14 protein-coding genes and 1 tRNA gene are annotated in these 12,486 nt (G+C 62.7%); 11 read left to right on the top strand and 4 right to left on the bottom strand.

Annotation, left to right across the window (positions count from 1 at the left end; genetic code table 11):
- Positions 1 to 11: 11 nt before the first annotated feature.
- Complete coding sequence (gene map / locus LB513_RS15825; protein WP_224664427.1) at positions 12 to 839, bottom strand: type I methionyl aminopeptidase; 828 nt, start codon at positions 837 to 839, stop codon at positions 12 to 14.
- Positions 840 to 1,035: 196 nt separating this feature from the next.
- On the opposite strand from map, the gene LB513_RS15820 reads away from it, so the two are divergent.
- From LB513_RS15820 to LB513_RS15805, 4 genes are all read left to right on the top strand, one after another.
- Positions 1,036 to 1,455: a hypothetical protein gene (locus LB513_RS15820; protein WP_224664426.1), complete on the top strand. Its 420-nt coding sequence runs from the start codon at positions 1,036 to 1,038 to the stop codon at positions 1,453 to 1,455.
- 110 nt (positions 1,456 to 1,565) lie between these two features.
- Entirely contained in the window at positions 1,566 to 1,802 is a 237-nt protein-coding gene (locus LB513_RS15815) for a hypothetical protein (RefSeq protein WP_224664425.1), read from the top strand.
- 135 nt (positions 1,803 to 1,937) lie between these two features.
- Positions 1,938 to 2,234 carry a DUF982 domain-containing protein gene (locus tag LB513_RS15810; RefSeq protein WP_224664424.1) on the top strand — a complete coding sequence of 99 codons (297 nt, stop codon included), beginning with the start codon at positions 1,938 to 1,940 and terminating at the stop codon, positions 2,232 to 2,234.
- A 200-nt stretch (positions 2,235 to 2,434) separates the two neighbouring features.
- Positions 2,435 to 2,683: a DUF6074 family protein gene (locus LB513_RS15805; protein ID WP_224664423.1), complete on the top strand. Its 249-nt coding sequence runs from the start codon at positions 2,435 to 2,437 to the stop codon at positions 2,681 to 2,683.
- A gap of 98 nt (positions 2,684 to 2,781) precedes the next feature.
- Here LB513_RS15805 and LB513_RS15800 read toward each other — a convergent pair.
- From LB513_RS15800 to phaC, 3 genes are all read right to left on the bottom strand, one after another.
- A tRNA-Glu gene (locus LB513_RS15800) sits at positions 2,782 to 2,856 on the bottom strand.
- Between the two features lie 210 nt (positions 2,857 to 3,066).
- The gene (locus LB513_RS15795; RefSeq protein WP_224664422.1) at positions 3,067 to 4,296 is read right to left on the bottom strand and encodes a D-Ala-D-Ala carboxypeptidase family metallohydrolase; all 1,230 of its coding nucleotides are present in this window, start codon (positions 4,294 to 4,296) and stop codon (positions 3,067 to 3,069) included.
- Between the two features lie 214 nt (positions 4,297 to 4,510).
- Complete coding sequence (gene phaC, locus LB513_RS15790; RefSeq protein ID WP_224664421.1) at positions 4,511 to 6,346, bottom strand: class I poly(R)-hydroxyalkanoic acid synthase; 1,836 nt, start codon at positions 6,344 to 6,346, stop codon at positions 4,511 to 4,513.
- A 98-nt stretch (positions 6,347 to 6,444) separates the two neighbouring features.
- Here phaC and LB513_RS15785 point away from each other — a divergent pair, with 98 nt between their 5' ends.
- From LB513_RS15785 to recJ, 7 genes are all read left to right on the top strand, one after another.
- Complete coding sequence (locus tag LB513_RS15785) at positions 6,445 to 6,837, top strand: hypothetical protein (RefSeq protein WP_224664420.1); 393 nt, start codon at positions 6,445 to 6,447, stop codon at positions 6,835 to 6,837.
- A gap of 58 nt (positions 6,838 to 6,895) precedes the next feature.
- Positions 6,896 to 8,113: an LL-diaminopimelate aminotransferase gene (locus LB513_RS15780; RefSeq protein WP_224664419.1), complete on the top strand. Its 1,218-nt coding sequence runs from the start codon at positions 6,896 to 6,898 to the stop codon at positions 8,111 to 8,113.
- A 48-nt stretch (positions 8,114 to 8,161) separates the two neighbouring features.
- Positions 8,162 to 9,475, top strand: a complete 1,314-nt coding sequence (locus tag LB513_RS15775; protein ID WP_224664418.1) for a homoserine dehydrogenase — start codon at positions 8,162 to 8,164, stop codon at positions 9,473 to 9,475.
- Positions 9,476 to 9,594: 119 nt separating this feature from the next.
- The gene (locus LB513_RS15770) at positions 9,595 to 9,951 is read left to right on the top strand and encodes a hypothetical protein (protein WP_224664417.1); all 357 of its coding nucleotides are present in this window, start codon (positions 9,595 to 9,597) and stop codon (positions 9,949 to 9,951) included.
- A 72-nt stretch (positions 9,952 to 10,023) separates the two neighbouring features.
- Positions 10,024 to 10,191: a Thivi_2564 family membrane protein gene (locus LB513_RS15765; RefSeq protein ID WP_224664416.1), complete on the top strand. Its 168-nt coding sequence runs from the start codon at positions 10,024 to 10,026 to the stop codon at positions 10,189 to 10,191.
- Positions 10,192 to 10,374: 183 nt separating this feature from the next.
- Entirely contained in the window at positions 10,375 to 10,491 is a 117-nt protein-coding gene (locus LB513_RS15760; RefSeq protein WP_224664415.1) for a DUF6434 domain-containing protein, read from the top strand.
- A 204-nt stretch (positions 10,492 to 10,695) separates the two neighbouring features.
- On the top strand, positions 10,696 to 12,480 hold the full coding sequence (recJ, locus tag LB513_RS15755; protein WP_224664414.1) for a single-stranded-DNA-specific exonuclease RecJ: 1,785 nt from the start codon (positions 10,696 to 10,698) through the stop codon (positions 12,478 to 12,480).
- Positions 12,481 to 12,486 lie beyond the last annotated feature (6 nt).

Here is a 12,486-nt window from a genome sequence, read left to right as displayed (position 1 = left end):
GCTTGAGAAGATTAGGCCGGCAGGCCGGGACGGTCGAGCTTGTTTGGCGACAGCGTGAAAATCTCGCAGCCGGTTTCGGTCACGCCGATTGTGTGCTCGTACTGCGCCGACAGGGAGCGGTCGCGTGTCACGGCCGTCCAGCCATCCGACAGGACCTTCACATGCGGCCGGCCGAGATTGATCATCGGCTCGACCGTAAAGATCATGCCGGGGCGCATCTCGACGCCTTCATGGGCGCTGCCATAGTGCAGGATGTTGGGCGCGTCGTGGAAAAGCTGGCCTACCCCGTGGCCGCAGAAATCGCGCACAACGGAGCAGCGCTCGGCCTCTGCATATGTCTGAATGGCGGCGCCGATGGCGCCGGTGCGGGCACCCGGCCTGATCGCCGCGATGCCGAGCATCAGGCATTCATGGGTAACTTCGAGCAGCCGTTCGGCTGCGCGCTTGATCGTGCCCACCGGATACATGCGCGAGGAATCGCCATGCCAGCCATCGAGGATATAGGTGACGTCGATGTTGACGATGTCGCCGTCCTTGAGCGGCTTGTTGTCGGGAATGCCATGGCAGACCACGTGGTTGATCGAGGTGCAGGAGGACTTGGTGTAGCCGCGATAGTTGAGCGTGGCGGGCAGCGCGCCGTGGTCCATTCCAAACTCGAAGACGAAACGGTCGATGGCGTCGGTGGTGACGCCCGGCTGGACCATGGGCACCAGTTCGTCGAGGCAGCGCGCCGTGAGGTCACACGCCTTGCGCATGCCGGCAAAGCCATCCTCGCCATAAAGGCGGATCTGGCCGGTATTTCTGAGGGGGGCCGTGGCGGCGTCTAGATAAGTGACCATGTGTCCGTATTGCCGAAAGGGCCCGTTGCGAGAGCCAGAGTGAAAATCCCCACAGATTTGGCACTTGAGGGCGAAAGGTTCAAGGAAGAACTGCCTGGCGCGCATCGACAGCCATCTATTCGCTTCGCCCCCATAGCTCTTGGTCGGCGTTCCCGCCGGTACTTTCCTTTTCGGTCACCACGCGTTAGGGCGGGTTATGTCTTGGACATCGCGCACCCCTCCAGTGGCCGGCCACTCCGGACTTCTTGAAGCGCCGCTGAAAGCGGTCTGCTCATGCCTGATAGGCGTGGTGCTGCTGGCCATGTTGTGCCTCGGTCGGCCCGGCCTGCCGGTCTCGGCCGCCGCCGCACAAGGCGCCGCCAGCGTTGGCGTGGAACGGACCGGAGATGTCGCGGCGCTCTTACGCTTCACCGGCAAGGCTCCGGCGCTGGAAATTCGCGCGGTGCGGCCGGTGCTGGCTAAGTTTGCCGGCGGTCACCCCGTATTGCCGGTCCCCGACGTCGGTGCCGTCTGGTTCGAAGCGGCTTCTTCCGGTGCGATTGCCGCTGAATTCAAAACAGTCTTCGCGCCTGGGGCGGGTGCCAACCAGCCGCGCGCCCCGCCGGCCGAGGCCTGAGCGGCCAGAGCCGCAGCTTCCACCACCGACCTGTTTCTGCTCGCGTCGTGACCTGCGGCGGCCCTGTGCCCGCGCACCGTTCGCGCGGCGCGTCATTCCGGATAATTCAAATGCAACGCATCAAGACATTCAAAACTCTGTCAAGCGCGGTCTCGGCCGCGGCCTTTCTGTCAGTTCAAGCGCTCATCTGCATCGGCACCGTCTATTGGGCGGTTGCCGAGACGCTCGGCCTGACGGCGGTGGCGGCGCTGATACTCGGCGGCGTCTTCGCGGTGCCCTCCGCAATCGTGCTGATCATGGCCGTTCGCATGGCCTTCGATGCGGAGACGGATCCGGCGAACCAGTAAGCCGCCGCCTCCAGGCGCCACCCGCGGGGTGGGTGGCGTCACCCTCGCGGCGACACATTTTCGGTCTAAAGAACGTTCTCGGCAACTTTTGACGACAAACGGCGTTCTTGGGCCACGCCGGGTCAGGAGGCAGAGATGGACAGATTGCAATTCGAGGTACCGGTGCGCATCACGCCCGCACCCGGTCTGCCAGTCGAGGAGATCTACGGCGTCGAACAGGCGCTCGATTTTCTCCAGGGCTGGCCGGCGCATCGGCAGGGGCCGGTGTACCAGAAAGCATTCAATGCCTGCTTCGGCGCCACTGTCGAGGTCGTGAAAACCGAGGAAGCTTGTCGAGCGTTCATGGCGTTCTGCCGTGTCAGCGGGCTCATGGCAAAGGATATGATGACTCCCCCCAAACGCGGAGGCCAGGCGAACGGCCTGCGGGCCTGAGGGTATCGACGGACACGTTGGTCTGTCCGGGAGCAGAGATCGCGTTCTGAAGACATGAAGAGAGGTACGGGTTAGGCTTTTCGGCGGCGCGCGCCAAAGCTTCGCCATTAGCGCTGTTAAGGGTCCATTTCCACTTTCGAGGCTACCTATTGCTTGTCCAGCAATAGTTGATTCGTTGCGTCAGTCTCATGGTTCGGAAGATGTCCTCAGCAAACGTGCGCGCGTTCCCGATTGATCGTCAGGTTTTCCTTGTTCGGGAAGTGGCGGCGACGCTGGAAACTTTGCATGGCGATACAGCGACCTCGTTCTGGAAGGCAAAGGCCACGGAACTGCTCGATCATATCGTCGGAACGGGCAGGGACAGGGCCGCGGCCGTCGACGAGGTTCGCCGCTTCTTCTTCGCAGTGCAGAACGAAATGCACATGCTGGCCGCCGCCGAAGCGGGCTGACGACCGGATCAGTTCAAGGCTGTTGGAAGGCCGAGGCACACCGAGCGTCGCCAACGCATCAGCCAACATTCCGCACCGGCTAACCCTATGGAAAAAACTGGTACGCCCAAGGGGAATCGAACCCCTGTTACCGCCGTGAAAGGGCGGTGTCCTAACCGCTAGACGATGGGCGCGCTCAGACGAAGCGGCTTATACTGGCGTTGAGCGCTACCGGCAACCCGTCTGGTGCCACCTAGGGCAACTTTTTTGCCCGGAGGTAAAATCGTGCATTGCGTTCGGATTGGCGAGGTCTGACGCCTTGCTGTTGGGAAGCGAGGCGGCAGGTGAGCAGGACTGATCGACGGGGAACCTGATCGAAATCGAATCGATGGTAAGACGCGTTTTCAGCCCCGGCTGCTGCGCCGGCGGCAGCGCCAGTTCCAGTCGCGTTCCGGGCCCACATCGATGTGCACCGATTCCGTGTGGCAATAGGTACCGACGCCGCCGCGGCCAGGCATGGTCCTGATATAGCTGGCCAGCTCCCATTTGGAAACGCCAGGCACCTGGATGTCGGCGGCGGCGCAATACATGTGCAGCGAATTCTTTGCGCCGTTGGCGCGGCGGTTGCGCGCCGGGTCGCGATAGCCCGAGGTCACTGTCATTTTGCGGCCGTAATGACCTTCGATCGTCTTCAACACGCGCACCAGGGACGGCTTCAGGCATGCCACGTCGACCGTCTCGTTCTGCTTGAGCAATCCGTTCGGCGCCAGGCGGGCCATGCCGGCAGCGGACGCGACCTGGTAGGAACCGCCCGAACCCTCATCCTCATTGAGGTCGACGTCGCTTTCGTCGTCCAGGCCGGACTTGCGCTTGATTTCGAACAGGGCGGTCTGGCGCACGCCGGGCAAGGCGTTGCCGGAGAAATTCTGATCACCGCCGAGGGAGGCCAATTGCACCGGCTTCGCCGCCGAATCGGCCGATGCGAGCGTTATGACTGGCTTTGCCTCCGGTCGCGCCGGCTTGGCCGACACGGCGATGGTTTGCTCTCCCGACCTGGCGTTGCTGGCTGGCGCGGCCGCGACGGGCTTGGCGCCGAAGAAGGAGGCCAGGAACGACTTCTTGACAGGTTCGGCCGGCGGCGTTTCGCCAGCCGTGACATAGACTGGATTGTTCATCGCCGGCGCGGGTGCGGGACGCGGCCCGGTGACACTGGCGTCGGCAGCCGCGATCTGCTCGGCGACAGCATCCGTCTGCCGAGCTGTTTGCGTCGGCGGCTGCAGGGCCTGCGGGGTGTTGCCCACGATCGTGTCGGCGCCCTCAGGGGCAGCCACTGGAAAAGCCGCTTGTGGATTGGCCTTCGGCACGTAAGCGACCGTCTCGGGCAGCGCCGTATCGGTCGCCGTCATCACCGTGGTTTGCCCGGTAGCGAGTTGGGACGAATCGGCAACGCTCACGGTTTTGGCGCCAGACGCGTTGCTCATGTCCGGCGCAGTGGCGTTGTAGGCGGGCATTCCAACCGACATGGTCGGGTCGCCAGCGGAGGTGCAGGAAGCCAGTAGCAAGGAGCAGAACACTGCCGCCAGGACGCGGCGTTCTCCCTTGGCGAGGCTCCAACCTGCTGAATTCAAGTTCAAATTCCCCCTCGGTGCCCCGCCGGCACAACCCTGGCCAGCACTTGATGTGCGACTGTCCAAGGCGGCTTGTCTCCAATGCGGAAACGGGATCTGTGTCAATTCCGCAAGCCTGAAAGTATTTTAGCGCTGATTGCCGAGTTAGGGCCGCCGGATAGTTGACGACCCATTTCGCCCGCTTTGGCGGGCTCGTCAACTCACCAGACATTACACTCCGTTACACGCGGACCTTGACATAGGTGCCCGGAGCGTCGCCGAGGGTTTTCGTGTGTTTTCCGGGTGCGCGTGCAGGGACGCGGGCGCCGTCCCGGGCCTCTATCCAGCTTTGCCAGTGCGGCCACCACGACCCGGGGTGGATGGACGCGCGGGCTATCCATTGTTCGAAGTCCCCTGTGGGCTTGTCGCCCGTCCAATACTGATATTTGTTTGTCGCGGGCGGATTGACGACCCCGGCAATATGGCCGGATCCTGCCATGACATACTCCACGGGGCCGCCAAAATATCTGGACCCGAGGAACACCGAGAGCGCCGGCGCGATGTGATCCTCCTTGGAGGCCAGGTTGTAGACCGGGATGGTGATGTCCCCGAGGGAGACGGTGCGCCCCGCCAGTTTCATCGTTCCCCGCGAGAGATTGTTTTCGAGATAGCAGTTGCGCAGATAGAACGAGTGATTAGCGGCCGCCATGCGGGTCGAATCGGCGTTCCAATAGAGGAGGTCGAAGGGCAGGGGATCCTTGCCGCGCATATAGTTGTTGACGACATAGGGCCAGATCAGGTCGCCCGAGCGCAGCATGTTGAATGCTGTCGCCATCTTGGTGCCGTCGAGATAGCCCTTGTCGTTCATGGCCCGCTCGACTGCCGCGACCTGCTCTTCATCGACGAACACTTTGAGGTCGCCGGCATGTGTGAAGTCGACCTGCGTGGTGAAAAAAGTTGCCGACTTGATGCGGTCATCGCCTTCCTGCGCCATCAGGGCAAGGGCAGCGGCCAGCAGCGTGCCGCCGACGCAGTAGCCGATCGCATTGACCTCGCGTTCGCCGGTGGCCTTCTCGATCGTGTCGAGGGAGTATTGCAGGCCTTCCCTTATGTAGGCCTCCCAGTCCTTATTGCCGTGCCGCTCGTCCGGGTTGATCCAGGAGATGACGAAAACAGTGTGCCCCTGCTCGATCGCCCAACGGATGAAGGATTTCTGCGGGTTGAGGTCGAGGATGTAGAACTTGTTGATCCATGGGGGGCAGATCAAAAGCGGCCGCTTGAGCACCGTCTCGGTCGACGGATTGTACTGGATGATCTCCGCGACGTCGCTGCGCGCAACCACCTTGCCCGGCGTGGTGGCGATGTTCCTGCCGATCTCGAACGGAGAATAGTCGGCCTGGCGCAGTTTCAGGTCGCCCTTGCCGGCCGCGATGTCCTCGGCCAGCATCCTCATGCCGCGCACCAGGTTCTCGCCATTCGACGCCACGGTCTCGCGAAACAGTTCAGGATTGGTCAGGATGAAGTTCGAAGGCGAGATGGCGTTGGACACCTGCTTGACGTAGAAGCCCGCCTTGTGGCGGGTGTGCTCGTCAAGACCTTCGGCGTGTTCGACCAGATCGGCTGCCCAGCGCGAGGTGACGAGATAGGCCTGCTTGAGGAAATCGAAGAAGGCGTTGCGGCCCCATTCAGGGTCGAGAAAGCGCTTGTCGCCGCGTTCGGGCTTGACCGCGTCTTCGGTGTCCTGCGCCGCGCTGCTGGTGCGTTGGATGGCGTTGGCCCACACAGTCATGTAGCCCGAGAACAGCCGCGTCTGCGCGTCCAGCGCGCGTTGCGGGTCTGCCAGCCAGTATTCGCTGAGCTTGGAGAAGGTCTTGACCATGTCGACAACCGGCTCCGCCACGCTGTCGCGAACGTCGCCTTTTTCTCGCGGTTCGGCCCAGGCGGAAGCGGCCTTGCCGGCCTGCTCGATCATGCGCGCCATATTCAGGGCGAAACGTTCCGGATCCTTCACCAGATATTGCTCGACGGTCGAAGGCTCGTCATCTTCCGCTTTGCCCGAATCGGGTGTTTTGGACATGGTGCGCGGGGTTCCTCCCTGGGCGTTTTCTTGACATAGTAACATGGGACGTCCGATCGGGTCCAACCCCGCTCTATCTCGGCTGCCAAGGAAACAATATGACGAATATTATTGGCGAGACTGTTTTTTCTGGCGCCGGCCGTTTTTGCCGCGTCGGCGCGGCGATGATCCTGCTTGGCGTGGCGGGATGCTCGAGCACCGGCAGCAGCGGGCCGATGCCAGTGGCGGTCGAGGCCGGACCGAAGGATACCGGCACCTTTCCAAATCTGAACATCAAGCCACAGGTCGCGGCGCCTCAGTTCACCGAGGAGGAGAAGAACGCCAAGCTCGCCGAGTTGAAGGCCGACAGCAACGCGCAGGCCCGCAAGGGCGGTGGCGCGAGGGTATCCAACCAGGCCGCGCTCAAGGATCTCGCCAAGAGGCATGGCGATCAAACGCTGAAGCAGATCGAAGGCAAATGCGACCCCGCCCTCGACCCTAACTGCAAATAAGTATATAGCGCGCGCCCAATGCCCGGATGTGCTGGGCCTTTCGATGTCTGGAACCGAAATGGAAGAATTTCACAAGGTCCGCCGGCTTCCTCCCTACGTCTTCGAGCAGGTCAACAGACTGAAGGCCAGCGCCCGCTCGCGCGGCGCCGACATTATCGACCTGGGGATGGGCAATCCGGACCTGCCGACGCCGAAGGGCATTGTCGACAAATTGTGCGAGGTCGTGCGCGACCCACGCACCCACCGCTATTCCTCGTCGCGAGGCATACCGGGCCTGCGCCGCGCCCAGGCCAATTATTATGCCCGCCGCTTCGGCGTGAAGCTCAATCCCGACACGCAGATTGTGGCCACGCTCGGTTCGAAAGAGGGCTTCGCCAACATGGCGCAGGCCATTACCGCCCCAGGCGACGTGATCCTGTGTCCCAATCCGACCTATCCTATCCATGCCTTCGGCTTCATCATGTCGGGCGGGGTCATTCGCTCGCTGCAGGTGGAGCCGGATGACGGCTTTATCCCGGCACTCGAGCGCGGTGTGCGCCACTCGATCCCGAAGCCGCTCGCGCTGATCCTCAACTATCCGTCCAACCCGACGGCGCTGGTCGCTTCGCTCGATTTCTACAAGGACGTGGTCGCTTTCGCCAAGAAGAACGACATCATCATCCTGTCCGACCTTGCCTATTCGGAAATCTATTTCGACGGCAATCCGCCGCCCTCGGTGCTGCAGGTGCCGGGCGCCATCGACGTCTGTGTCGAGTTTACCTCGATGTCGAAGACCTTCTCTATGCCGGGCTGGCGGATGGGATTCGCTGTCGGCAACGAGCGGCTGATCTCGGCGCTGACCAGAGTGAAATCCTATCTCGACTACGGCGCCTTCACGCCCATTCAGGTGGCCGCCGCCCATGCGCTCAACGGCGACGGCGCCGACATTGCCGAGGTCCGCGACATCTATCACAAGCGCCGCGACGTGATGGTCGATGCCTTCGGCCGAGCCGGGTGGACCGTTCCGGCTCCGGCCGCCTCGATGTTTGCCTGGGCGCCGATCCCCGAACCTTTCCGGCATCTCGGCTCGCTGGAATTCTCCAAGCTGCTGATCGAACACGCCGATGTGGCGGTGGCGCCCGGCGTTGGCTTCGGGGAGCATGGCGACGATTTTGTGCGGCTGGCGCTGGTCGAGAACGAGCATCGGATCCGGCAGGCGGCGCGCAACATCAAGCGCTTCCTGTCGAGCAGCGCCAAGCAGCCCAACAATGTGGTTCCGCTGTCCGCTCACCGGTAGGTTTTTCGGCAGCGATTTCGATTGATTTTTGAGGGGTCATCGCCTTCCATGGCTGAAGCATTGCGTGTTGGAATTGCCGGTCTGGGAACCGTCGGCGCCTCGGTGGCGCGCGTCCTACGCGACAAGGCAACGGAACTGACCCGGCAATGCGGCCGCGACATCGTTATCACGGCGGTCTCGGCGCGTGACCGGAAACGCGACCGTGGCCTCGATCTTGGCGACGCGACATGGTTCGACGACCCGGTCAAGCTGGCCCAGGCCGCCGATATAGACGCGTTCGTCGAACTGATCGGCGGCGAGGAAGGCCCGGCGCGGTCGTCAGTGAAGGCGGCTCTGGAAGCCGGCCGCCATGTCGTCACCGCCAACAAGGCGCTGCTGGCCAAGCACGGCGTGGCACTTGCCGAGATCGCCGAGAAGAAGGGCGTGCTGCTGAACTACGAAGCGGCGGTGGCGGGCGGCATCCCGGTCATCAAGACGATGCGCGAGGCGATGGCGGGCAACTCCGTCACCCGCGTGTTCGGCATCCTCAACGGCACCTGCAACTATATACTGACCCGCATGGAGGCCGAGGGGATCTCTTTCGACGCCTGCCTGGAGGACGCGCAGCGCCTGGGCTATGCCGAAGCCGATCCGACTTTCGACATTGAGGGCCACGACACGGCTCACAAGCTGTCGATCCTGACCAGCCTTGCCTTCGGCACCAGGATTGCCGCCAACGACATCTACATGGAAGGCATTTCCAACATCACCCAGGCCGATATCAGAGCCGCAGGCGATCTCGGCTACCGCATCAAACTCCTCGGGGTCGCCCAGCGCACCGAAAGCGGCATCGAGCAGCGCGTGCATCCGACCATGGTGCCGACCGCTTCGGTCATCGCGCAGGTGCATGGTGTCACCAACGCGGTGGCGATCGAGACCGATATCCTCGGCGAGCTGCTGCTCTCGGGTCCCGGCGCGGGCGGCAACGCGACCGCCTCGGCCGTCATCGGCGACATCGCCGACATCGCCAAGAGCCGGCCCGGTTTCCAGCACGGTCCGGTCTTCGGCCGGCCGGCGAAGGAATTGAAGCCGTATAAGAAGGCGCAGATGCGCAGCCATGCCGGCGGTTATTTCATCCGGCTTACCGTCCATGACCGTATTGGCGTCTTTGCGGCAATCGCCAAGCGTATGGCCGACAACGATATTTCGCTGGAATCGATCGTCCAGCATGCCGTCAGCGGTGAGGCCGCGGCGCAGAAAACGGTGATCCTCGTCACCCACGAAACGACGGAGGCCGCTGTGCGCAAGGCCGTCGACGGCGTCACCAAGGACGACCACCTGACCGACAAGCCGCAGGTCATCCGGATCGAGCGGGCAGGGTAGTTTCGCCGCCGCCTTTTACCCACCGAGATTATCCGTTGCCCTATCATCGATACGATGGGCCACCGGAACGAATCCTGGTCGCCGCCGTTCTGTTGGTCAGCAACCAAAGGAACCAGTTCATGGCCGAAACCACCAAGTCAGATGTCCCGCAGAGCGAGGATGCCCAGAAGACGATGGAGAGGCAGATCGCCGAGCTCCGCAGGGAGATCACCAAGATCAACAAGACCATCGCGGCACGCAGCGCGGATCTTGTGAACAATGCCAGTGAGCAGGCCTCTGACATGTATGATACGGCCGCCGCCCGCGCGTCGCGCACGACTCAACAGCTCCGCACCCAGGCACAGGCAGTGTCGGACGTCGCCCGCGAAAACCCCGGCACCACGACAGCGCTGGTTGGCGTGATCTGCCTCCTCGGCTTTCTAGCCGGTCTGGCTGTTGGCCAGACGACGAGCGACACCACCCGCCGCTGGTATTAAGTCAATCCAAGGCAGCTGATTTTGCTGCCCGCGCTCTGACATTTTCATACGTTAGTTTTCAAGGAGGGCACTATGGCTTCATCCGTGCTGGTCGGTATTCTGATCACATTTCTCGTCATTATTCTCATTCTGTACTTGGTCCAGCGGCTCCCGCTCGACGCCAAGATGAGACAGATCGTTCAGGTCATCGTCATTATCATCGGTATCATTTCGTTGCTCAAATACCTGGCGGTTTTCTAGCCGCCAGCAACTCTTTTTCCGCATCGGCGCCGGCCGGCTGTTCGCAGCTTGGCCGGCGTCATTGTTTTAGTGACAGTCACCCCGTCCGCCGCGTGAGATTGCCGGCGGTCGCAATGCTTGCGAAGCCACATTGCAACCGATAGCCATGCGGCTGGCCCGATATTGGCCACGCAAGGATTCGCCATGAAGGCTTTCGACTGGCACGCTGCCGCGATTTCGCAGGCGACAATCATCACCCGGTTCTGCCGCAACACGCAGAATGCGGACGGCATCTTGCTTGAGGGATGTGGCGATGATTAAGGGTCGACCGGCTGGTCATGGCATCACTCGGAGATGACGAGGCCAAGATCATGGAGATGCTGCCGACAAATGGCTTCGGCGGCAGGCTGAAAAGCGGGAAGTGTAGTTGCATTCGAGATCTCTCGTGACGGTGCCATCGCTACACCCTCGCTCGTGGGCGCCTCTGGTCTTTCGCGTGGGCGTACACGGCTGGCGAGCTTTTGCATGACGGGCGACAGACGACTATTTCTCGATGTCAGACAGTCGGCCACCGGTATTTCGTGGCAGCACAGGCTGACGGAACGCCAGGACATGATCGCGCTTGCCATTGCGCAAGGGCATGGCGTCCCCGACATCGTTGCGCGCGTACTTGCCGGACGTGGCGTCACCGCCGAAGAGACCCAGCGTTTTCTTGACCCGACGATCCGCGACTTGTTACCGAATCCGGCTTCGTTGACCGATATGGACAGGGCCGCGGCCCGCATTGCCGCGGCGGTGGTGGCCAGGGAAAAGGTGGCGATCTTCGGCGATTACGATGTCGATGGCGCCGCCTCGTCGGCTTTGTTGAAGCGGTTCCTTGCGCATTTCTCGGTGCCGTCTGAAATCTACATTCCGGATCGTATTTTTGAGGGCTATGGCCCAAATCCCGATGCTATGCGCGAATTGGTGTCGCGCGGGGCGACATTGATCGTGACTGTCGATTGCGGCACCAACAGCGCTGCTTCCATCAATGCCGCCAATGAGGCCGGCGGCGATGTCGTCGTGCTCGATCACCATCAGGTCGGCGGTCCCCTCCCTGCGGCGATAGCGGTCGTCAATCCCAATCGTGACGATGATCTTTCCGGGCAGGGCCATCTCTGCGCCGCGGGCGTGGTCTTCCTTGCCCTGGTGCAAACGGCGCGGCTGCTGCGCGCCCTATTGCCCGATGCCGCGCCGCCCGACCTGCTTTCGTTGCTGGATCTGGTGGCGCTTGCCACCATCTGTGATGTCGTGCCGCTCACCGGCGTCAACCGCGCCTTTGTGGTCAAGGGCCTGCAGGTGGCGCGCCAGCAGAAGAACGAAGGGCTGGCGGCGCTTGCGCGTGTCTCACGCATCGGCGAGCCGATCAGCGCATTCCACCTGGCCTATCTGATCGGCCCGCGCATCAATGCCGGCGGACGGATCGGCGATGCGGCACTCGGCAGCCGGCTGCTCGCCACTGACGATCCCGTAGAGGCACGCGCCATCGCCGAGACGCTCGATCGGCTGAACCAGGAACGACAGGTCATGGAGCAGGAGATGCTGGCGGCGGCGCGCGCCGAAGCCGACGCCGAGCTTGCCGGGGGCAATGGCCCGGCCATTGTCGTTACCGCGAGCAATAGCTGGCATCCGGGTATTGTCGGCCTGCTCGCCTCGCGATTGAAGGACCACGCAAGGCGTCCGGCCTTTGCCATCGCCTTCAACGCCAACGGCGTGGGGACCGGCTCGGGACGTTCGGTCTCGGGTTTCGACCTCGGACGTCTGGTGCGCGAGGCTGCCAATGCAGGGCTGATCGTGAAGGGCGGCGGACATGGCATGGCCGCGGGCATCACGGTCGAGCGCGCCAAGCTTGGCGAACTGCGCGCCTTTTTCGAAGAACGGGCAGCGGCCGACGTGTTCCGGCTGCAAGGCGAGGAGACCTTGGCGATCGACGGCGCTCTGGCGGCGGAGGGCGCCACGCTAGGCTTGCTGGACGCGCTGGAGAAGGCGGGGCCCTTCGGCGCCGGCTATCCGCCGCCGGTTTTCGCGCTGCCGCGCCACCGACTGGCTGATGCGCGGCTTGTCGGCACCAATCACATTCGAGCCGAGTTGCAGTCTGACAGTGGCGGCCGCATCCAAGCGATCGCGTTTAGGGCTATCGACACGGTCCTTGGCGAATTCTTGTTCATGAACCGGGGCAAGACCGTGCATGTCGCCGGTTCACTGTCGGGGAACTATTGGAACGGCAGTCAAACGGCGCAGTTCCGCATCATCGACGCGGCGCTAGCCTGAGGCAGA

The sequence above is a fragment of the Mesorhizobium sp. ES1-1 genome (assembly GCF_020164785.1).
In the GTDB taxonomy this organism is placed as follows: Bacteria; Pseudomonadota; Alphaproteobacteria; order Rhizobiales; family Rhizobiaceae; genus Mesorhizobium.
This window is presented reverse-complemented; position numbering and strand designations above follow the sequence as displayed.